Origin of the sequence: Sphingobacterium corticibacter, from assembly GCF_003076635.1 — a bacterium.
Lineage (GTDB): Bacteria > Bacteroidota > Bacteroidia > Sphingobacteriales > Sphingobacteriaceae > Sphingobacterium > Sphingobacterium corticibacter.
On the sequence record NZ_QDKG01000001.1, the window covers coordinates 1,246,713 to 1,268,855 of the forward strand.

General features: G+C 42.5%; 23 protein-coding genes. 10 read left to right on the forward strand and 13 right to left on the reverse strand.

Annotated features, from left to right (window positions below):
* Window positions 1–43: 43 nt before the first annotated feature.
* A complete protein-coding gene (locus tag DC487_RS05355) occupies window positions 44–610 on the reverse strand; it encodes a hypothetical protein (RefSeq protein ID WP_116774877.1) in 567 nt (188 codons plus the stop codon).
* A gap of 547 nt (window positions 611–1,157) precedes the next feature.
* Window positions 1,158–1,847 (reverse strand): SOS response-associated peptidase, encoded by a 690-nt coding sequence (locus tag DC487_RS05360; protein WP_116774878.1) that lies wholly within the window; start codon window positions 1,845–1,847, stop codon window positions 1,158–1,160.
* Window positions 1,848–2,078: 231 nt separating this feature from the next.
* On the opposite strand from DC487_RS05360, the gene DC487_RS05365 reads away from it, so the two are divergent.
* Window positions 2,079–2,339 (forward strand): hypothetical protein, encoded by a 261-nt coding sequence (locus DC487_RS05365; protein ID WP_116774879.1) that lies wholly within the window; start codon window positions 2,079–2,081, stop codon window positions 2,337–2,339.
* 42 nt (window positions 2,340–2,381) lie between these two features.
* Here the strand turns inward: DC487_RS05365 and DC487_RS05370 are convergent, their stop codons facing one another.
* Both DC487_RS05370 and DC487_RS05375 read right to left on the reverse strand, forming a co-directional pair.
* Window positions 2,382–2,708, reverse strand: a complete 327-nt coding sequence (locus DC487_RS05370) for a hypothetical protein (protein WP_133228394.1) — start codon at window positions 2,706–2,708, stop codon at window positions 2,382–2,384.
* 309 nt (window positions 2,709–3,017) lie between these two features.
* Window positions 3,018–3,227 carry a helix-turn-helix transcriptional regulator gene (locus DC487_RS05375; RefSeq protein ID WP_116774881.1) on the reverse strand — a complete coding sequence of 70 codons (210 nt, stop codon included), beginning with the start codon at window positions 3,225–3,227 and terminating at the stop codon, window positions 3,018–3,020.
* Window positions 3,228–3,322: 95 nt separating this feature from the next.
* Here DC487_RS05375 and DC487_RS17210 point away from each other — a divergent pair, with 95 nt between their 5' ends.
* On the forward strand, window positions 3,323–3,562 hold the full coding sequence (locus tag DC487_RS17210) for a hypothetical protein (RefSeq protein WP_116774882.1): 240 nt from the start codon (window positions 3,323–3,325) through the stop codon (window positions 3,560–3,562).
* Between the two features lie 14 nt (window positions 3,563–3,576).
* Here DC487_RS17210 and DC487_RS05385 read toward each other — a convergent pair whose 3' ends face one another.
* The 8 genes from DC487_RS05385 to DC487_RS05415 all read right to left on the reverse strand — a co-directional run bounded on the left by DC487_RS05385 (window position 3,577) and on the right by DC487_RS05415 (window position 10,536).
* A complete protein-coding gene (locus DC487_RS05385; RefSeq protein WP_116774883.1) occupies window positions 3,577–5,370 on the reverse strand; it encodes a DNA cytosine methyltransferase in 1,794 nt (597 codons plus the stop codon).
* 2 nt (window positions 5,371–5,372) lie between these two features.
* On the reverse strand, window positions 5,373–5,585 hold the full coding sequence (locus DC487_RS17160) for a hypothetical protein (RefSeq protein ID WP_133228397.1): 213 nt from the start codon (window positions 5,583–5,585) through the stop codon (window positions 5,373–5,375).
* 5 nt (window positions 5,586–5,590) lie between these two features.
* Window positions 5,591–5,836 (reverse strand): hypothetical protein, encoded by a 246-nt coding sequence (locus DC487_RS05390; RefSeq protein ID WP_116774884.1) that lies wholly within the window; start codon window positions 5,834–5,836, stop codon window positions 5,591–5,593.
* A 3-nt stretch (window positions 5,837–5,839) separates the two neighbouring features.
* On the reverse strand, window positions 5,840–8,359 hold the full coding sequence (locus tag DC487_RS05395; RefSeq protein ID WP_116774885.1) for a DNA methyltransferase: 2,520 nt from the start codon (window positions 8,357–8,359) through the stop codon (window positions 5,840–5,842).
* On the reverse strand, window positions 8,352–9,095 hold the full coding sequence (locus DC487_RS05400; RefSeq protein WP_116774886.1) for a hypothetical protein: 744 nt from the start codon (window positions 9,093–9,095) through the stop codon (window positions 8,352–8,354). The genes DC487_RS05395 and DC487_RS05400 overlap by 8 nt, the downstream gene beginning before the upstream one ends.
* Window positions 9,085–9,357, reverse strand: coding sequence for a hypothetical protein (locus tag DC487_RS05405; RefSeq protein ID WP_116774887.1), 273 nt, complete (start codon window positions 9,355–9,357; stop codon window positions 9,085–9,087). The genes DC487_RS05400 and DC487_RS05405 overlap by 11 nt, the downstream gene beginning before the upstream one ends.
* A 103-nt stretch (window positions 9,358–9,460) precedes the next feature.
* The gene (locus DC487_RS05410) at window positions 9,461–9,751 is read right to left on the reverse strand and encodes a hypothetical protein (protein ID WP_116774888.1); all 291 of its coding nucleotides are present in this window, start codon (window positions 9,749–9,751) and stop codon (window positions 9,461–9,463) included.
* A 458-nt stretch (window positions 9,752–10,209) separates the two neighbouring features.
* Window positions 10,210–10,536 carry a HesB/IscA family protein gene (locus DC487_RS05415; protein WP_116774889.1) on the reverse strand — a complete coding sequence of 109 codons (327 nt, stop codon included), beginning with the start codon at window positions 10,534–10,536 and terminating at the stop codon, window positions 10,210–10,212.
* Window positions 10,537–10,801: 265 nt separating this feature from the next.
* Here DC487_RS05415 and DC487_RS05420 point away from each other — a divergent pair, with 265 nt between their 5' ends.
* The 7 genes from DC487_RS05420 (at window position 10,802) to DC487_RS05450 (ending at window position 20,358) form a co-directional block, all read left to right on the forward strand.
* Window positions 10,802–11,068 (forward strand): hypothetical protein, encoded by a 267-nt coding sequence (locus DC487_RS05420; protein ID WP_116774890.1) that lies wholly within the window; start codon window positions 10,802–10,804, stop codon window positions 11,066–11,068.
* A 44-nt stretch (window positions 11,069–11,112) separates the two neighbouring features.
* Window positions 11,113–12,495 carry a M20/M25/M40 family metallo-hydrolase gene (locus DC487_RS05425; protein WP_116774891.1) on the forward strand — a complete coding sequence of 461 codons (1,383 nt, stop codon included), beginning with the start codon at window positions 11,113–11,115 and terminating at the stop codon, window positions 12,493–12,495.
* A 22-nt stretch (window positions 12,496–12,517) separates the two neighbouring features.
* The gene (locus DC487_RS05430; RefSeq protein ID WP_207774309.1) at window positions 12,518–13,492 is read left to right on the forward strand and encodes an NAD(P)H-quinone oxidoreductase; all 975 of its coding nucleotides are present in this window, start codon (window positions 12,518–12,520) and stop codon (window positions 13,490–13,492) included.
* A 106-nt stretch (window positions 13,493–13,598) separates the two neighbouring features.
* Window positions 13,599–14,222, forward strand: a complete 624-nt coding sequence (locus tag DC487_RS05435; protein WP_116774893.1) for an RNA polymerase sigma-70 factor — start codon at window positions 13,599–13,601, stop codon at window positions 14,220–14,222.
* Between the two features lie 84 nt (window positions 14,223–14,306).
* Complete coding sequence (locus DC487_RS05440) at window positions 14,307–15,317, forward strand: FecR family protein (RefSeq protein WP_116774894.1); 1,011 nt, start codon at window positions 14,307–14,309, stop codon at window positions 15,315–15,317.
* A 145-nt stretch (window positions 15,318–15,462) separates the two neighbouring features.
* On the forward strand, window positions 15,463–18,765 hold the full coding sequence (locus tag DC487_RS05445) for a SusC/RagA family TonB-linked outer membrane protein (RefSeq protein ID WP_116774895.1): 3,303 nt from the start codon (window positions 15,463–15,465) through the stop codon (window positions 18,763–18,765).
* 18 nt (window positions 18,766–18,783) lie between these two features.
* Window positions 18,784–20,358 (forward strand): RagB/SusD family nutrient uptake outer membrane protein, encoded by a 1,575-nt coding sequence (locus DC487_RS05450; protein ID WP_116774896.1) that lies wholly within the window; start codon window positions 18,784–18,786, stop codon window positions 20,356–20,358.
* Between the two features lie 161 nt (window positions 20,359–20,519).
* On the opposite strand, the gene DC487_RS05455 is transcribed toward DC487_RS05450, so the two are convergent.
* Window positions 20,520–20,837, reverse strand: a complete 318-nt coding sequence (locus DC487_RS05455) for a hypothetical protein (RefSeq protein ID WP_116774897.1) — start codon at window positions 20,835–20,837, stop codon at window positions 20,520–20,522.
* Window positions 20,838–20,980: 143 nt separating this feature from the next.
* Between DC487_RS05455 and DC487_RS05460 the strand changes: the two genes are divergently transcribed.
* Window positions 20,981–22,099 carry a vWA domain-containing protein gene (locus tag DC487_RS05460; RefSeq protein WP_116774898.1) on the forward strand — a complete coding sequence of 373 codons (1,119 nt, stop codon included), beginning with the start codon at window positions 20,981–20,983 and terminating at the stop codon, window positions 22,097–22,099.
* Window positions 22,100–22,143: the final 44 nt, after the last annotated feature.

Consider the following 22,143-nt stretch of genomic DNA (forward strand, 5'->3'; position numbering starts at 1 on the left):
AACCCACATTTCAATGGGTTAGACTTACTTAATTTAATTTATGTTAGTGAGGTAATGGATACTCGCGTACTATACTGAAATACTCATATCTAATTACTGGAGGAGCAACAGCTGGGGGTGGAGCATTATAATTTCTTGTTGTTATCTTGACTGAACCCATGAAGCTGACTATTAAAACACCATTACTAATTATGGCACGCTTGGTTGTAAAAGTAGTTCCCTCTGGACCATTTGCCGTTACTACTGGTTCATCATAAGTTCCATTTGCCTTTCTAGTGTAGGATAAACTGAAAGAAACACCTACAACACCATTGCTAACTGTTCCATAAGCATTTCCAGATTGAAGATTACCTACAATATATGAGGCTTCATTTGGAGCCGATGGAAGCCCATCATGTGGTTGTGGGCCATCTTGCCAATCGCTATCTGGTATTTCTCCTGGGTCCATTGGCTTAAAGTCATGCAAAGTAGCTTTTGAACCCTCTCCTAATTCTCTATTTCCAGAAGATTCATCTGTTTTTTCTGGCGGAAGATCGATAACATGTTCTGAACATGATAAAAATAAACAGCACAATGCTGCCACACTAATTTGACTTAGTTTTAATTTCATAATACATAATTTGGTGTAACCCAAATATAAGATATTACTATTATATTCCCTTGCTGTTGAAAATAAAAAAATGCTTTTAAGTTGTTCTTAAAATATGTGCGGTGCACCAATTCTTTTGAGAGCAAAAAAAAGTGATCGTTACTAGTACACTGGTATAATAACCCAGTCTTTTGTATTTCTGCTGAAATCGCCTGAACATCGTGCTGAAAATTTGTATAAGCGCTCGTTCACAATAATAGAAATTTCATAAAAGCTAACGGTTGAGGTCATATCTGTTAGAAGTTCTTCCAGTATTATAAGAGCGCTTATTGACAAATCGTTTCTCATATGTTGAAGTAGGGTGATTCAAAGGTATAAGAAATTTGGACTATTATTTCATCGGAAGTTGGACTTACAATGATTTTATGCAACGCAATCGATTGCGTAAAAAACATTATTCTGCTTTATTAGAAAACGTGCAAACTATATTTGTAGTAGATTTTCATGTGTTCATGTAAATCTTAGCAGCTCTTAGCCCCTCATCAAAGGTTGACACCCTAGAGGGGCTTTATTGTATCGCATCCTGAATATTCGCCACATTCGTATCAGTGCCTCGGATTTTGGTTACCTCTGTAGTGCGGTGGCTAGCCAACTCTCCTTTGAATGGAATTATCAATTGCTCGATTTCTTGGCGGCCATCAGCAAACAACCAAGCATCGCGGTTTTCCTCGGGAACAATCAGTGGCATGCGTTTACCTACGTTGTGGATATCGGCCATCTGATCGTTGGCTTCTGTTGTTAGAATGGAGAATGTCGGGTATTCTTTTCCTTCTTCGTTTCTCCATATGCTGTAGGTGATGCCTAGCGTGAATATCTCGCGATCGGGCATGTATACGAAGAAGTTCTGATCATTGGTTTTACCATTGGTTGCATGTGGCTCAAAAAATCCATTGACATACAACAAACCGCGGTACTTGCCAATCACATTTTTGTACGATGCTTTATCAAAAATCTCTTCGCCTTTTGCATTAAGAGTATTGGCTGATTTGTTCGCATCTGCTTCACTTTTTACCCAATAAGGTATAAGCTTCCATCTTGCCGGAATAATCTCATCTACGTTGCTATTTAACGTTACTGGAAGGTATGGCCGCGCGAAGCCGCTGACGTGAAATATTTCTGGTTGATCGTAAAGGACATCTTTGCCCAATATTGCTTTCTGTAATTCCTTTTTTCCTGGAGTAGCTGTATGATAGCACATAATTAGTAATTTAGAGGTGGTTCATGTGGATCGATGTTACAAACAAAACCATATGAGAAAGATACAAATCCTAATATGAATAGTGGCACTTCAAGTAGAGTTTCTAAAATAGTAGTATGAATACTGTAGGTATATAGGGCTATTCCCATAAGGGATATGCCCAAGGTTATAAATAGGTAGGTTTTCATGTTAAATTTACGTAAACAAAAGTCATACCCAATATTAATTGAGATGAAATACGTTACACTAACACATAAAGTTCTGCGTGGTTTGCGCGATCAAGGATTTAATATTTTACGATCGACCTCGCCACTAAGTAGCGAGAATCCATCTTGGTATCCAGACACAGTAGGCTTGGATGATTTCATGCATTGGGAGAATAACGAGTTTCGACTTCTGAATATTCCTTTTGAAGAAAAACACCTATTGGTTATTCAAGATGCTCTCGATAATATCAATGAAGAAGATTTGATTGGTGAGGTTTGGATCTAAGTTGATCTCATCAAATCATTGAATGTAAATTTGTGGATGTAGTTAATTCCAGTAAGTTCCGTTCAACCCTAAAATAGCCCCAATCCAAATAGATACAGCTAATAATAGCGTCCCCATACCCATAAGTAGCCACTTTGGAAGAATGTGCTGAAGGTATCTGGTTGATAGATAGTACAACGCTCCACCAACAGCTCCCGATAATGGAATCAGTACTAATGGCTTTATGAACCAAAAAAATCCCCATTCATCATTGTGTGGAGTATTGCCATATATAAAAGGGCTAACAACAAAAATACCAAGCGCTGCACCAAACATCATCTTGATTTTAAAATCATTTGAACTGATTCGAAAAACCCTTCTACGTGTCATTTTAGTTCATAATTTACGATTTCAATATACGATAAAGTTTGGAATACTGGCATAGAGTTAGCCAGCTATATTACTATGAAGAGACCTAAAATATTCAAATCATGGAGTAAGCGGCAATACTCAGCCTTTAAATGGTTTTTTCTTGCGCCAATAGGGATTTATATTCTCGGAAGGCTTATTATTTTGGTTGTGTTACTATTGGATCGCTGATACAATAGATATTTAGTTTATGATCCTAATATTTAATTTTATGATAATGGTGTCAACTAGCATTAACTAATTAAGGCTACATGACACCAATTACATATACTACACCTTCAACTTCCCAATCATCACCCCCAAATGAAACATATTCTTTGCTCCAAACTTCGCGCGTAGATCGGAAATATACTTTTCAATGGAGCTTAGACTATTCGGCTTGATACCTTCCTTGTAGAGTTCCTCGGAAACCTCTCTTTGTGATTTTCCTTCACTCAATTTCTTGATCAGTAGTTTTTCGAATTTAGTTAGTGTGGGCATGGTGTGAAGGTAAAGATAATACTACTTAAGAAATTATTTCAGATCAATATGACGTGTGTCAAAAATGATATTCTGCCGAACTCTATATTTGTAATATGAAACCTGTTGAATATGATTTCATATGTGATGTTGTTTTTACTGAAGCTATGCTTCGCTTTGAAAACAACATCGCTAACATCAAAGAATTAGAGTTTACATTCTATTTGATGTCAGTTGGAGAATTAAGTCTCATTATTTTTGATGAAGAATTTAAATTATTTCCAGGTAGAGTCCGATTTTTTATTAAAAACAGGATACTATATTATTTATTAAAGTTAGCTGGTCAGATCGGCTAGCTAACTTTATTTTCTTAAGCCGCCGCTATAAGCAATACTTCGCCTTCCTGCTCCGCCCATGCTTCGACCACATGTGGCACAACACTATTTCCGATGAACTTCTTTTGATCTGATTGATTACCATACAAGCGATAGTCAGCTGGGAAGCCTTGAATAAGCTTCAGCTCTGATACTTTGAGCATACGCATTTTGATATCGGAAATTCCATACATGGCCATGAATTCTTTGATTTTTATCATGGTTTCCGAATCACCTTTGTACACTTCGATTATCACGTCTACAGCAACATCATATTGGATGAAGTACAATGGTGCTTTATCTTGCCTCGCAATAATTGTTGCACATGGTTGCTCAATATGCATTGTATGCCCACCGTGTGATGGGTTGTATATAAATCCTTTAGCGGTCATTAATGAGTGCTTATCATTTGTTAGAAGTGTTCCAGCTGGACGGTCGACCGATTGATGATTGTGTTCTCCCGAATAGGACTTATCCAACCAATTTGTTTGAATAAGTGTAAATCGATCTTTAGTGGTGAGCGTGCCGGCAGGTTCGTTTACCGATTGCACATTATCACCATTCCCATAATACTTTGCTAAAAATGAAGGATTAACTACATAATGGTGCTTGCGACTCGCTAGTACTGTTGGACAAGGTTCTTCTACTGAACGGGAGATCCCACTAAAATTACTTGTCAGTACAAATGGCTGAACCTTTACGAATGAATTATGATCAATAGTCGTAATTGACGATAGCGGATTATCTATTGATGTTACTTGCCCGAATGGATCACCGCTGAAATACTTCGCAATGAAGGAAGTCTGCACTAATCCCAATCGATTTTGACAAGCGATGGTCGGCATTGGTTCGTCGGTTGATGGTGTGCGGATCTTACCTTGCTGATTCATGGAGTTGTATTTCATGATGAAATTAGCTTTACCTCCAGCTACTTCTTTTATCAAGCCAGCATAGATCCGTTTCAAACTGTTTTCTACTAAAGGTTTCTTACGTCCAAATATACTTTCACCCTCATCATCGAAATCAAGAAGGTCGCGTACCGGCATCCACTTCAAAAGGCCACCGCCGAAAAGATCTTGCTTTCCATTTCCCGTCTTAGAATGCGTTGGCTTCGGCCAAATTATTGGTAGACTAGGTTTAGCGAAACATCCGAATAGCCTATTGCGCGAAGTGTAAGCACCGAAATCAGCGGAGTTCATTTCGCGCCATTCATCGCGATACCCCAAATCATTGATATGAGCACGCCATCTCAGCCAGTCGCGGCCTGACTTCATGCTTACGGGCTTTCCCTTTTCATTTAATGGCCCCCAAGACATGAACTCCACAACGTTTTCAATTTTGATGTAATCAGGATCTAGTGCGGTAACGTATCGATCCAAATGATCGGCTAATGTACGGCTGTCTGCGTCACGTGCTTGGCCGCCCTTGGCTTTACTAAAATTGGTGCACTCTAGGGATGCCCAAAGAACAACCTTAGCATTTGGGTAAAGCTTGCGATATGTGGCAACGATTTCTACTAATGGCACGAGATCCAGTATCCGTATATCCTCTTCGAAGTGATATACCTCTGGGTGATTCTCCCAATGGCTACGGATAGCTTTGTAATCGTGGTTTACGCAAGCAGCGACAATTGCAATCGGGTTTCCTTGCGAATCTTTAGCGCGCGCAAATCCTGTCGTTGTGCCGCCAGCGCCACAGAATAGATCAATCACTATGTATCTGATGGCTTCTGGCCGTGTGACGAGTTGTGGTTTGAATGGTTTATGTTGAAGTATAAATGCGTTTATCATTACTATTTCTCTGTTAGGTAAGCCACCATTATCAACTTAACATTGCTTATTTCTGGAGCTTCGTATTCAATTTCAAGTTCGGTTTGTCCTTTTTCTTGCATCTTTACAAGCGTATAGTGCACCAGTATTCTAGCTGCTAATTCACTTGTGACAGCACCTTTCTTTAGTAGCTTCATTAGGAATCTTACCCAAAGTTTCTTGATGTAGTACTTCATCGTATTTACTGATATTTCGTGTTATCACTCATATTACTGATATCGGCCAATTCCTTTGGCCAGTTTATTTTGCTTTGGCGCGTCAACACCAAATTATGCGCATTGTAGTGGCTACTATGAAAAGTCATCACCTTTGCCGATAGTTGCTCTAAATCCCTGACGTTACATCCGCACAAGCTTGCTACCTCCACGTAGGACATTCCCATGCCGTGGAGTAGTTCGAGTGCGGATGCTATTTCTTTTTTGGTCATGGACTAAGCGCTGAGCATATCGAAAAGCGTGGGTACCGATAGCTTGTACTCCAAGGCCTTCAAATAGAATAATCCATCGTCGTAGTAGTTTGGATTAAGCTCTGCTGATACTGCTTTTCTATTTAGCTTTAATGATTGGTGGGCAGTAGAAAATAGGCCGCCAAAAGGATCGTCAACCAAATCACCTTCGTTTGTGAATCGGTAAATCAATCGGTCTATGATATCCAACTGCAGTGGGCAGATGTGTTTCTCGCGCTTCCGGTTTGCCTGATTGGCGTTTAGCGTATTCATGCGATTGATGTCTGTCCAAACCATGTCGCTGTTTGATGTCGGGGGGATGGTCATGAATAGCTTTGATAGCTTACCTGTTTTATCTAGATCATCGCACACGCGCAAATGCTCCTGAAAGTTGTACACGGTCGATGCATCGAAAGACTTCCACTTATTGAACACATACTTCATGTCTGCCTTAGATAGCTCGTCGAAGGACAAAAAGCGATCACCGCTAGACTTCCAATAAGCATGTGCGTCAAGCTGCCAAAGCGAAAGCAGGTATTCGTCAATCTTCTTTACTACTGGATCATCAGCATAGGCATTATTCATTTCAGTTGGTGCTTTGCGGAAAAGCAAAACATACTCTGGAAGTCCAACACCCATTTTTGTTGCGTCCTTGCGCTGCTCGCCCCACGTGAGTCGATAGGTTTGATTATTCTCACGAACTACATCTGTGGTGATGGTGATCTTGCCGACAAGATAGAAACCATGTTTGCGGAAGCATCTCACCGTATCGCCGCTGAAATCGTCAATTGTTGTAAAGCAAGTTCCGTTTTGATGTGAATAACGGATCCTGTCTTTAACGTGTATTGCAGCCACACGACCGGGCTTCAATGTACGGTGCAGTTCAGGTACCAAGAAGTCCATCTGCTTAAAGAATCCTTCATTGCCATAATTGTGTCCGAAGTCGTTGTAATTATCACTGTATTCGTAGTGGTCACCGAATGGAATAGATGTAAGGATCATATCCGTATGATTGTCGGGCATCTCCTGATGTATGATTGTGGTGTCCTCGTTGTATACCGTAGCACCTGCGACCGTTGCAGATCTGCGGCTATTGAATAGTTGACGTTTCATATCTGATTTAATTTTGGATGAGTTCAATCCGTACTCGCGCACTAGGTTGATCATCTCGGTTTGCAACTCAATGTGTTTGCTCCACTTCTCTTTCAAGGTCTTTAGTACCTCTCGTTCATTTTGGGTGTGTATCACCCAAACATCCACTTCATTAGTTTGCCCAAATCTGTATGTGCGATGAATGGCCTGTATGAAATCATTGAATTTGAAGTCAATTCCCACAAAGATCATTTTGTGGCAATGATGCTGCAAGTTGCATCCGGATCCTGCGATCTTAGGTTTAGTTGAAAGGATCTGGTATTTGCCTTCGCTGAAATCGATCAACAGACGTTCTTTTTCATCATTTGTCTGTGATCCGAAAACCGATTGCAAATCATCGTGATGTGGCGACGATTTGAATTTCTTTTCTATTTCAACACGCTCCGCCTCCAGATGATGCCATAGAATCCAGTTGTCATGCTTGCCATTCTCCTGGACAATATCGAAAGCTGTGTCTACACGTAAATCAACTGATTCAGACTTTTCTCTGCTAACATCAATAAGGCTTTTTGTGGTATCCTTGAACATTACGATATCACCTTTTTTGTTGGTGATCACATCAAGGTTTATGTTGGTAACCTCTTTTTCGTGAAGATTCAACTTCGGCAAATCATATCCATGATCGTCGAACCCTAAATCGGACGGCTTATTGATAAAGACCGCCCAAGTGGCAACCCATTTCCAAAACTCTTCTTTCTTGTTTTCGTATAAAGTGAGATGGCCAGCTTTTGTGCTGTCGCGTTGGAAGAAGCGAGTGAGAGCATGGCCGCGATCGATCACGCCTAAGTAATCAGCATAGTTCAAAATCTCGATGAAGTCATTTGGTGTCGGTGTGGCCGTAGCGACAAATCGGTAAGGGATCTGTTTGAAATAATGCAGCACATAATTTGTCGTTTCCGTTTTCAAGTTCCGAAGTATCGAAGCCTCGTCGAATGATACGCCGCCGAATACAGAAGGATCTATGTCGCCTTTGCGGATGCGTTCGTAGTTGGTCAAATAGACTGCCATCTCCGCTACATTGGCTTCGTCAGTATCCGTAATGTAGTGTACCGGATATCCTGTTTCCAAGAATTCGTTATCTCTCCGAAACTCACCAACAACAGCTAGTGGCATGCATATCAAGAATGGTTTACCTGTTATGGCAATTACCTGTTTTGCGATTTCCAACTGCATCATGGATTTTCCTAACCCAAAGCTGGCGAAGATCGCGCGACGGCCACCTTCTATACACCAAGGAACAATCACCTTTTGATGTGATAGAAGTTTTGGTGACAGGATGGCCGGATCGATCTTGGTACCGAAGTTTTCAGCTACTACAATCTTGCTTTCTAGGAATGCTTTGTAGTTATCCATTTGATCCTCCTCTCAAAGTATTGATGTCAATAGAGTAAGGCCATGTATCGGGTTTTTCGATTCTTTCAAATTCATACACCCACACCCACGGGTTTGCATCCCATGAATCCATTCCGTTGATAGATTGCCAAAGTTCTTTGTAAGCCAATATTGCGGTAGGCTCGTGAAGAGGGAAATTATAATCCCATTCCTGTTTTAGTCCATAACCGTAACCACCTGCCCGATCTACTCCGATTATTCCCTCTGCAATAGCATCACCATCCGTGATATCATGCAAACGTTCCGCGCGCACACCGGTAACCTTCAAGAATAGCCGACATGCTCTTTTAGGCATGAAGATAGATGGCTTCCACTTCCAAGAATCAATAAACCTCTTGCCAACACCATTCCATATGTCGCCAAACTTTTCTTCGTTCTGTTTTTCGTCAGCTCGATAAACGTATTCTGATGTTCTGCCTTCAAATTCTCTATCTGTATGTATCTGAATCCAAGTTTCCCGACACCAAAGTACATCACCAACATTTGCGATAGGTTTGATATCGTTGGTAGTGTCGTTTTTAGGTCGTTCGTCCCAATCAATTGAAGTTATGCCAGTAACAACGCCATCGAGAGTTTTACCAACTTGAAACAGGCCGCTTTCGTGCTTGCTTTTGATAATTCGCCTTGTTTGCGTTTTAGTTCCCTCAAGTATTGCCTGTACCATCGGTGCGCTAAAAAGAATTGGTTTAATAGTCATTGTCGCTTCCTCCTTTCCCCTTCACCGGCTTAGCAAGATAAGGTGATGTGAATGATTTGTCTTCTTTTGCTTTTCTCTCTGCCCAGGCGCGTTTGATCTCATCGTCTGTACGTGGATCGTTGATCTTGACATATACACACATACTCATGAACGGTATGTGCACTTTTCTCTGCTTTTTAGGATCATGCACGCGAGTAGGGTAGACCTTTGATCCTTGGGTTACTTTTACTTCACCCTTTTGCATGTGTGAGGCTTCTCTCATGATTCAACCTCCTCTCGTTCTGGCGCGATATCGTAAACATTTGGCGCAACTTGAAGAGCTGGCGCTTCGATCTGATCGAGCGCAGCTATAGTTTCCTGATCTCTCATGATAGCATTTCGATGAAAAGGGTTAGCATTCTCACGCTGGTAATCCGATCGAGGTGATTTTCCTTATTGCCGTGAAGCAAAAAGACTTTGGAAAATCTAACAACGCATAGCGTGCCGAGTTGAGTTTCTACGGAGTGATATTGCTCATTGGTATTTGACCATGTTGTACCACGGTCAGTAAATCCAAGTTCGCAAAGTGCGTAAGGATGAAAGATATTGTTCGCCGCTTTACCAGTAGCTTCTACCAGTAGCGGCTTGATTTGATTTGTGTAATTTGCTGTGTTCATTTCTTAAATTTTTGAAATGGTCACTCGCAAAATCGGGGAGGTCTAATCGGCGAATAGCGGAATAATCATTTGAGAATTCATATTCACACCATCCTGATCTAATTAGTCGTTTCACGCCATCCGAGAATCCAACGGGATCCTTTGGTGCTAACTTCCCAATACTGATCGTATCGCCTATTTTAATCGTCAACAATTTTTTGAGAACCAGTTTGTCGAAGTCAAGTCTCATAACATTTTTATTGTGACGTACTGATGCAAATATATAAAACATGTCTTGACATGTCAAATATTATTTAAAATTTTTTAGATTATTTTTTAGAAATTAGATAAACAAAAAAAACACCGCCTAGAAGCGGTGTTTATTTGGAAAGATTTACAAATGCCTTACAGGAATTTTAAACAAACGTGTAAAGTCTTATAAACTAGATGTTTGCAAATCTTTCACTTGTATTGATTTATTAAACAGAAAAACTTTCTCCGCAAGCACAGGTGCGAGAAGCATTGGGATTGTGAAATTCAAAACCTTTACCACCTAATCCGTCAGTGTAATCCAACTCGGTGCCAGCTAGGTACAAGTAAGATTTGATGTCTAAACAGATTTTGACACCATTATCTTCAAAAAACTGATCACCTTTCTTCTCTTCGTTATCGAAGTTCAATTTGTACGAAAGTCCTGAGCAGCCGCCGCTTTCTACGGCAACGCGTACAAAATAAGAGTCATTGTACTGCTCATCTCTTAAAATCTCGTCTATCCGCGCTTTCGCTTTCTCTGTGACAGTCACCATGGTATGCCTTTATTAGTGTTTATACAAATAACCGTAATTTTTACAAAAAAAGCAATGCGATCCCGTTTGATTTGTGTCATTTCAACTTCAAAACTTATCTATTGCATTAGATCAAAACTTATTTCGTTAGTAACGAATATCTTATTGTAATAATTACAACACATTATGCGTAATTAACGATTTTTAATAAATTTTAATGTGCTGATTTCGTAAATTGTCTTCAAGTAGTCAGTAAAAGGATTTATTACTTTAAAGAGAGAAAGATATGACAACAACTTTGATTGAGAAAGAAGAGATTGAACAATACAAGTTTGTTCCTGCTGAAGTAGATCGTACCAAAGAATTTGCATCTAAGCTATCTGATGCACTACGTTTAGGGAATGAATTTAAATCAAAAACAGCCATGACTTTTATGACGGAAGATGGTCCAAAACGGGTGGAAACCACTGTGTGGTCTCTGACGGAAAAATACATTGTGTTGAAAGCAAGCGTTTTAATTCCGATGCGCTCTCTGATTGATATCAGCTATTAATACCCATATATCACAAATATCTACCACAGTTTCTAACTTATAAAATGCACAAAATACTTGTAGCTATAGCTACGTTTGGGCTTACATCTGCCGCTTTTGCGCAAGCAGATACGACCATGATGCGCGAAATCTATCGCCAATCGCTCACCAAAGGAGAAGCATATGACGATCTTCGTTATTTAACAAAAGAGATAGGGCACCGAATTGCAGGTTCGGATCGCGCCGAAAAAGCCGTAAAATGGTCTGAGTCTTTGATGAAGACATTACCATTTGATCGTGTGTATCTGCAAGATGTTACCGTGCCCTATTGGGATCGCGGCGCGCCGGAGAAAGCCATCATAAAAGAAAACCAAGATACGCTGCAAGTATTAGCATTGGGTGGTTCTGTCGGTACACCCAAAGGTGGATTAGAAGCTGAAGTACTCGAAATTGAGTACTTGTCAGAATTGCAGAATCATGGTGAAGATGTACAAGGTAAAATCGTATTTGTCAATAAACCATGGGATGAATCACTCGTCGAGACTGGCACGGCGTACGGATTAAATACCGCACAACGTAGTCGTGGTCCAGCCGCAGTCGCCAAATTTGGTGGTGTAGCGTACTTATTTCGTTCGCTGTCTTCTTCCACGCGAGATGATTTTCCGCACACCGGTGGCACACGATATGTAGAAGGGATTGACAGCATTCCGGCCATGGCCATTTCCGTGGTAAGTGCCGAACGTTTACATAGCGCATTGCAACACAATCCGAAAGCAAAAGTATATTTGGAGCAGCATTCTGGTTGGAAAGGACCGGTTCAAACACACAACGTGATCGCCGAATGGCGTGGTACGGAAAAACCAGATGAAATCATCACCATCGGCGGGCACATAGATTCTTGGGACGTTGGTGAAGGCGCGCACGATAATGGTACCGGTACGATGGGAACATTAGATGCTATTCGTACCTTAATGAAATTGGGCTATAAACCCAAGCATACGATTCGACTGGTGTTCTATATGAATGAGGAAAATGGTGTACATGGCTCAACAAGATATGGCGAATTAGCGGCTCAAAACAAGGAGAAAATCATAGCGGCGATCGAGAGCGATGCCGGTGGATTTGCCCCGCGTGGATTTGATATTAAAGCTTCTCGTGCATCGGTAGATTGGATTCAGGCGACTTGGAAACCTTTATTTGAGCAGCAATATTGGGTGTCGCGTTTCTTAGAAGGCAGTCCGGGCGTAGATTCTGGTATTTGGGCGGAGCAGTTTCCGAATACGGTGATGTTCAATTTCCGCCCAGATCCGCATCGTTACTTTGATCTGCACCACACGGCCAAAGACGTGTTTGAAGCGGTAGACCGACGTGAACTCCAATCTGGCGTGGCGGCGATTGCTTCTTTATTATATTTGATAGATTCACAAATAGATCAATTACCAAAATAAAATCTGTGCGATGGTTGAACTCATGAAAGCAATCAAGTTGGATTATACTAACGACTCACCGCAAATGAGCTGGGAAAATGTCCCTTATCCACATCCCACCGCAGAAGGACAGGTGTTGATTCGTGTAAAAGCGGCCGGCGTCAATCGTCCAGATATTTTGCAACGTGATCGCCAGTATGAACCTCCAGCAGATGCTTCGCCCATTTTAGGATTGGAAGTCGCAGGTGTGGTAGAGCAAGTTTTTGGCGAAAGCCAATGGCGGCCGGGCGATGAAGTTTGTGCGCTCACACATGGTGGCGGCTACGCCGAATATGTGTGGGTTGATGAGCGACATTGCTTACCAAAGCCAGAAGGTTGGTCATTTGTAGAAGCCGCCTCTTTACCAGAAACGTATTTCACCGTCTGGTTCAATGTCTTCATGCAAGGCGAGTTGGGGCGCCGAGGCGCAGAAACTTTACTAGTGCATGCCGGTGCTAGCGGTATTGGCGTCGCGGGCATACAAATGGCCAAAGCACTTGGCCATCGCGTGATCATCACCGCGCGCAAAGAAGCGCAATTGAATATCTGTAAAGATATTGGCGCCGATGCGGCCGTGCTACTGGATGATGATTGGGTAACGCAGGTGAAAGCCTTACGCGGATCGGTGCAGGTAGTATTAGATATGTTGGGAGAGAAAACATATCCTGGAAATATCCAAGTACTAGGCAAGGAGGGAAGATTGGTCTGGATTGCCTTCCTCACGGGGGCGAAGGTTAGCGTAACGATTCCTCAAATGATGGAAAAGCAAATCCGCCTGACCAGCAGTTTTCTCCGTCCGCAATCCTTCGATGTAAAGGCCAAAATCGCCGCCGGCTTGCGGGAGCATATTTGGCCGCAGATATCTGCTGGTAAAATTAAACCGGTTATTGAAAAAACATTCCCCATCCAAGATGTACAACAAGCGCATGCTTGGTTAGAAAAAGGTGGTCATGTTGGTAAGATAGTGTTGACAGTTTAAGAACCACAATTTTACGTCATTTTTTAGATGATGATTTAAACGATTTTCTCTTCAAAAGATAGTAGTTATTTCAAAAAGTGTATATTGGGCGCATTCTACCAGATACATGCAAGAAATATCAAACGATCATCTGAAAAGATTATGGGATCAGGTCTGTCTTCACGACGACTTGAAATCGTTTGAGCTGCTTTTCTATCAGCTAAATCGCAATCTCTTGATTTTCTGCGATACCATCATCCACAACGAAGCCGCGGCAGAAGAGTTGGTGTCCGATTTGTTTGTGCATGTATGGAATAATCGCGCCACGCTGACGCATGTGCTGACGCCCCGATCTTACCTTTATGGAGCCGTCAAAAACAAGTCTTTAAATTACCTCAAGCAGTTTTCACATCTCCAGTTGCAGGTAGATCTTTCCGATAATGTCACGGTGATGGACAGCACCGACCCCAATACCTTGCTGGAGCGGAAAGAGTTTTTTGCCAAGATTGATAGTATTATTGCTCGATTGCCCACACAAACTTTACTGGTGTTTCGATTGGTGAAGGAAGATGGGATGAAGTACAACGAGGTGGCCAAACTTCTCCATATATCTCCACGCACTGTACAGACGCACATGCGGATCGCATTTCAGAAAATATCCGGCCTATTAAAATCCTTTGTAGATCGTGATAAAGCCCGTTTATCCAATAAATTCTACACATTGGCCGGTTTGATTTCACTGTTTTTTTAAATTTTTTAAATTTCTTCTACGCCTTTTTGCTTAGAATGTTGTCATATGCTTGGAAGGGCTTCCTATGGCCACCTATGATATTCCATGCAACAAGAAAGATTTGAGTATTTAGCTAGCAAAAAGTTAGGAGATCAGCTCAGCGATGAAGAGTCGCAGGAGTTCGAGGCGCTGTTACAGCAACAACCAGATTTACTCAAGCAGTATAAGCTTTTGCAACAGTATTGGTCAGAAAAACATAGCCAGAATCAACGTGATCGAGAACTCTTTCAAAATGTCTTGCAGCGCATCGATCGGAGCGACAAACCACATACGAGCAGATTCCGGAAATTCTGGATGCCGGTAGCACTTGTCGCTAGTGTATTATTGGCCGTAGGCCTGTTTGTCTTCTATTTTAGCGGATCGGAAGAACATAAATTTGTGGCCGATCGCAAGCAGCAGAAAGTCATTTTAGATGATGGCACCGAGGTAATCTTAAATTATAAAAGCACGTTATATTACCCAGACAAATTTGAAGAAGACATTCGTCAGGTCACGGTGGTAGGTGAGGCTTTCTTTCGCGTAGCGAAAGAAAAAGATCGCCCATTCATTGTCCACACCAAAAATGCCGTCCTAAAGGTATTAGGAACTAGTTTCAATGTTCGCGCTTACCCCGATGAAAACACGACTGAAGCCAGTCTGATCGAGGGCGCATTGGAAGTAACGGCAAATGATAAAAAAGCAACGCCGATTCTGCTAAAACCAGCCGAGAAAGTCATCATTCCTAATCAGCAACTCCAGAAAATAGCTTCACGCAAAAGAAGTGCTCCTAAAAAGGTAAAAATCACTTTTTTCAAACCTACCGATGTACAGGCGGTGGAAACGACATGGCTGGAGAATAAGTTGGTGTTTAAAGATCAGACATTTGCCGATTTGGCCAAAGCGCTAGAACGCAAGTACGATACGCCTATCGAATTTACAGATGCTAGCCTAGCCAAACTGCGCTTTACTGCACGATTTGAGCAAGAGAGTTTAGAAGATATTCTCTCCGCTTTGCAGCTAGCAGCCACCTTTCAATACCGAATTCATGATAACCGAATTAGCATATCCAAATACTAACCAAACCTAATCCAAATGAGAATTTCTAAACACCCTACATAAAATGATGAAAGCTGCCAGGCAGCTTCCATCGAGTCTAATAAAACAAACAAGAATCGGGTCAGCATTTGCCGATGCTGGCCTTTATCCAATTCGTATTAAATTTATGATTTTTTTTCAACACCCACGTGGTGCTATCAGACGGCATGGACTTCGCCAAAAGTTCATGACCAAGCAGTTGGTTGTGCTTTTTATGATGCTGTTGCACTTTCAAAGTTATGCCAAGGTACAGGCGCAAGACAAGATCACTTTACAGCGTCGCGCGATTTCCATTACAGAATTCCTGCAAGTTCTAGAATCAAAAACGGACTATCGATTTGTGTTCAATCAGGAAGTTTTGGCCAGCAAAGGAACGGTCAGCGTCAATGCTAAAGACGAATCCGTCACCTCGGTGCTCCAAAAAGTATTGGGCGCCAAAGGAATCTCTTTCACCGAGAAGGAAAGCAACTTAATCGTGATCAATAATCCAGCAGCTCAACAACGCGTTTCTGGCGAGGTGAAAGATGCCGAAGGCAATGCCTTAGTTGGCGTGAGCGTGCGTATCAAAGGTACCGATCGCGGTACTTCGACCGATCAGAATGGTCGTTATACGTTAGATGCGGCCAACGGCGAAACCTTGACGTTCTCTTTCATCGGGTTTCAAGCAGCAGAAGTGCGTTACACCGGACAGCAAACGATCCAAACGACACTCGAAGTGGCTGCCGAAGGATTGGACGAGATTGTCGTAGTCGGTTATGGTACTCAGCGCAAGGTGAACTTGACCGGTTCGGTCTCCACGGTGAAATCTGAAGATTTAGATCGTCAGATTGTAGGTCAATCGACGCAAGCTTTACAAGGACTTTCTGCTGGTTTGACAGTTACCAACGGTAGCGGGCAACCTGGTCGCGATCAAGGAACGCTGAATATCAGAGGTGTAGGTACGCTGAATACAAGTAGCCCTTTAATTCTCGTAGATGGTATTCGCTATGATAACTCCATCAGTTTGAATGATATTGATGCGAGTGACATCGAGAGTATCTCGGTATTAAAAGATGCGGCGGCAGCATCGATTTATGGTGTTCGCGCAGCGAATGGTGTAATCTTAGTAACGACCAAGCGCGGTGCGCAAGGCGGCACGCAAGTAACGTATGGCAACTATTTTGGATGGCAAGAGGCGATTCGTACGCCGGACTACGTCGGTGCCCAAGATTTTATGCGTTTAGTAAACCAGTTGAATACCAATGTGGGTAATACCGCAGTGTACAACCAAGAGCGCATCAATGCCTACAATGATCCGAATCGCGATCCCAACCAATTCCCAGACAATTACTGGTACGGAGATATCTTGACGGGCTCGGGTTTCCAACAAAAGCATAGCATGTCGTTGGCAGGTGGTAATGAGAAGAACAAATACCGCTTCTCCGCCAACTATTTCGATCAAGCAGGTTTGATTCGCAATATGGATTTCAATCGCCTTACGGTTCGGTTGAATACCGATTTCAAAATCTCGGATAAATTGAATTTCAATGCGGATATCTCCGGTCGTTTATCTGGCACAGATGAGCCACAAGCCACGGACGGTTCGGCTTGGTTCCAGTTTGGTCAAGCCACCAAAATCAACCCATTAGAATCTGCTAAAGACGAAAATGGCAATTGGCGTGCGCTGCGTGGCGAGCACAATGTGTTGCGTTTGCAAGAAGAAGGCGGTATCTTTTCAAACAATGACCGCTTGTTTACCACCAATTTCCGGTTAAACTATTTGCCTGTGGAAGGATTGACGTTGAGTGCGGTGGCTTCCAACAATTTCCAGAACCAATATCTCACCAATCACACGAAGCGTTTTACCTACTCCAATGCTACGTCGCCTATCGGCCGCGATCAAATCACCAAGAATGCAATCGGTTACATAAACCAGAATTACCAAGGTTTAGCGGAGTATACCAAAGTAATTAATGATCATGATTTTAAAGTATTAGGTGGTGCATCATACTTGGGTCAGCGTACCGACGATTTGTTGGGGACGCGCTTTGATATGCCCAATAATAATTTGACAGAGATTGATGCTGGATCAGAGGCGACGCAACTGACGAGAGGTACTGCACGTGAATACAACTTGGTATCTTTCTTTGGAAGATTGAATTATGCGTACAAAGGCAAATACTTGTTAGAAGCTAATATCCGTCGTGATGGTTCATCTCGCTTTTCACAAGGACAGCGCTGGGGTTGGTTCCCCTCGGCATCCGTAGGCTGGCGCGTTTCTGAGGAAGCCTTTATGCAAGATGTCACGTTTATTCAAGATCTGAAAATCCGTGGATCGTACGGTCGTTTGGGTAATGATGCCATTGGTAATTATCCGTACCAGTCGAATTACATCTTACGCAGTTACCCATTTGGTGGTATCCTCAATCCAAGTACGGGATTGGAGATTTATCCCAATTCAGGACTTACTTGGGAAACCACCGATATTGCGAACATCGGTCTAGACTTTACGCTCTTCAATCGCTTGAATGTCACCTTAGATGTCTTCGATAAGAAAACGAGCGATATCTTGTTGCAACTGCCTATTCCGGAAGCAGTAGGATTGAGACCTAGTTTCCAGAATGCCGCTTCGGTACGCAATAGAGGTTGGGAACTTACGATGAACTATAGCCAGCCCGTTAACGAAGATTTTCGCTTTAATGTAGCGCTAAACCTTTCTGACGTGAAAAATGAAATTCTTGATTTGAAAGGAACAGATTTCAATTCCACGGACAATAATGGTCTAAACCTAGGTAACTATGTTGGGCGTCCGATTCTAAGCTATTATGGTTACTTGGTAGATGGTATTTACCAAAATGATGCGCAGGTTGCAAATTCTACGACTTTGTCAGGACAGGTTGGGCCTGGTGATTTGATCTACCGTGATATCAATGGCGACGGCGTTTTTGATAATACCAATGACTTTGCCTACTTGGGTAGCAATATTCCACGTCTTAACTACGGTCTGACTTTGGGTGCTAATTACAAAGGTTTTGACTTCAGTGCTTTCTTCCAAGGCGTAGCCAAAGTAGATATCAATACTTTAAACTTAGAAAGAGCGCCAATCAATCAGGATGGTAACTTCCGTTCGGCTTGGTTAGGTGCTTGGACACCAGAAAATATGGGGGCTGATTATCCACGTCTAACGCCATATGCGACCAACTATCAGCCATCTCAGTTTTGGGTGCAAAGCGGCGCTTACCTTCGTCTAAAGAACGTGACATTAGGTTACAAACTACCTAAAAGCGTGATCGGCGATTCATTCATCCGTAATCTTCGTGTCTTTGCTGGCGCGCAGAACTTATTCACTATTACTTCACTTCCAAGTGATTTAGATCCAGAGTCGCCAAACGACAACCGGTACTATCCGCAAGTGCGCACTATTTCATTTGGACTTAATGCTAATTTTTAATTGTAGAATAAAATCAACATGATTAGAAAAAATATAACCTATACCTTGGCCGGTGTGCTACTTATGATGTCTTGCGAAAAGACCTTAGATAAGCAGCCACTGGATTCTTTGGGAAATACCACCTATTGGGCAACCACAGCAGATGCCGAACGCACGGTGAATGATATATACCGTTTTTTAGGTTCAGATGAGCGCTTTTTCATGTCTTGCGCCACAGACGATAGTTATTCTTGGAGCAACTGGCCAGTTGACATTCAATTTGCTGCCAATGGTAGTGCTACGCCAAATACCGACGTGTTTCTTAAAAATTGGCGTTACATGTATCAGATGATTGCTAAGGCAAATGATGTGTTAGACAATATTGATCGCGTGCCGAATATGGATGCTGCCGTAAAAGCAGAGCTAACAGGAGAAGCGCGCTTCTTACGTGCGTTTGCCTATCAGCAACTCGCTGGATTGTATGGCGACGTAGTTTTGTATACGACCACACCAACTCCAGAAGATTTTCAAGTGGCCAAAACACCAAAGAGTGAAATTGTCGCTTTCGTGGTGAACGAGTTGACAGAGATTGCGGAAAGCTTACCAACGACGCGCGAAACTGCTAAACAGGGAAGAGCGACGCGTGGTGCAGCATTAGCACTAAAAGCGCGTACCTTATTGTACAATGAGCAGTGGACTGAAGCGGCTGCCGCAGCGCAGCAAGTGATGGATTTGGGCGTGTACACGATCGACAATAATTACCTAAGCCTATTCAACGGAACAAATGAAAATAGTACAGAGATTATCATTTCTGCACGCTATTTAGAAAATGTGTATACCAATCCGAATGCCACTTGGATCGGTGGACCGAGTTTAGCAGGTTGGGGACAAATTGTTCCATTGCGTTCTTTGGTAGATGCGTATGAATGTGTCGATGGACTGACGATCGACGAATCGCCTTTGTACGATCCGGCAGCGCCATTTGAGAATAGAGATCCGCGTTTGGCCTTGACGATCGTGACGCCGGGTACCGTTGTTAATGGCGTGACGATTGACGTGACGAATCCAAATTCACCTGATGCCTTGGGCAAATCCAACGCTTCTTTTTCTGGTTATTATTACAAAAAAGCGGTGCCAGCCAATATTTCGGGAGCTTGGGATCGTAGCGCTGGCGCAGATGTGATGATTCTTCGCTACGCGGAAGTCTTGTTGACTTATGCGGAAGCCAAGATTGAGGCTGGACAGATTGATGCATCGGTGTATGCCGCCATCAATCAGGTACGCCAACGTAATGGCGTAAACATGGTAGCGGCTACAGCGGTTACGCATCCAGATCAACAATCGCTACGTGCCTTAGTGCGTCGTGAGCGCCATGTAGAATTTCCAGTAGAAGATAATCGCTTGTTCGATATTCGTCGTTGGGAGATCGCCGAAACAGTGATGCAAGGCGTAGCACAAGGAATATTTAATGATTTCGATGCAACACGTGGTGACTTCAATAATTACATCACCGTCGAGCGTCGTACATTCAATGCGGGTCGCGATTACCTATGGCCGATCCCAGCAAATGAGCTAAACTTAAATAAGCTGCTTACCCAAAACAACGGTTGGTAATTCAACTTCGAGTTTTAAAGTAATAAAGAAAGCCTCCAAATTTTTGGAGGCTTTCTTTATTATATTAAGTTCTTTGCGAAGCCGAGGCACGAGGCTGCAGCAATCTATCAACCTTATCAACCTTATCAACTTCATCAACTCTATTAACCTTATTAACTATATCAACTCCCTTCACCACAATTCGCACCGCACACGCTAAAGTTATTGTACTCGTCGTAGGCTGCGCCAAGCTTGCCGCAGATGGTAATAATGCGATCAATTCGGACAGCGACGCCATTATCCATTGTTACAAAAAGACCAGCACCTGAGTCACCTGTCAATGTCATTACTTGTCCTACTGTTTCATCAATGGTGTTCTCCGTATTGAAATAAAAGACCTTGCCCTGCGCCTTATTCTGAATTAAAGTTTTGATGATCTCTTGGTATTCCCAAGCGACTGGAAGATAAGAGAGTGTATAAGATTGATGTTGCTTTTCCATGTACTATAAACCGAATGAATGTGTAATGACTAGACAAAGTTCGTCAATATAAGTTTTGAATACGACTGCGGCCTTCTCACGCCAACGTCATATTGTCTCGACCGTGTAGAAGAATACCAAAAATTATGTCGTAAATTTAAATCATGAGCAATGGGAAGAGAAATAATGGATTTGTGTTCAAGCAGTACGAGGCTCCCTTTCAGACCCCTTTCGACAAGCTTTTCGACATCTTCAAAGAGCTAATCACGCACGCTTCTGGCGATTTCGATGAAGCGATTGATTGGTTACGGCAGTTGGATAAAGAGTTTAAACTGACTACACCGGACTATACCGTAGATGACTTCATAGAAGATTTGAAGAACAAAGGTTACATCCAAGAGCGATCAGATATCGGTGGCAGCGGTGTCGGACTGACCTCCAAATTGGAGAAAGCTTTGCGGCAGAATGCCTTGGATCAAATCTTTGGAAAGATGCGCAAAGGTGTTTCTGGGAATCATAAGACGAAATACAGCGGACTGAGTGACGAAAGCACCGGTGATTTGCGGAGCTATCAGTATGGCGATAATCTCGACAAGATCTCGATGACCGAAAGCCTGAAAAATGCACAGGTCAATCATGGTATTGGCGAGTTTAGCCTGTCGGAGAATGATTTAGTGGTGGAGGATACGCAGTTTAAATCGCAGATGAGTACGGTGCTGATGATCGACATTAGCCATAGTATGATTTTGTATGGCGAAGACCGCATTACGCCAGCCAAGAAAGTAGCGATGGCTTTGTCTGAATTGATTCTAACGCGCTATCCGAAAGATTCTTTGGATGTCATTGTTTTTGGGAATGATGCCTGGCCAATCGCCATTAAGGATTTGCCGTATCTGCAAGTTGGTCCATTTCATACCAATACCGTGGCTGGCGTGCAATTAGCTTTGGATATTTTGCGTCGGAAACGTCACGCCAATAAGCAGATCTTTATGATTACAGATGGCAAGCCAAGCTGCTTAAATATGCCAGACGGTACGTATTATAAAAACCCGATGGGTTTGGATCCGTTTATTACGGGCAAATGCTATAGTATCGCCGCACAGGCACGTAAGCTAGGTATTCCGATCACTACATTTATGATTACTTCGGATCCTTATCTGCAAGAATTTGTGGATGAATTTACGGCTTCCAATCATGGCAAAGCTTACTACACAGGTTTAGGCGATCTAGGGGAGATGATATTCTCCGATTATGAGGCCAACCGGAAGAAAAGAATCCGATAAGGAAGGAAGCTCGGCTTACGTCACCCAAAGTACGGGAAAGCGAG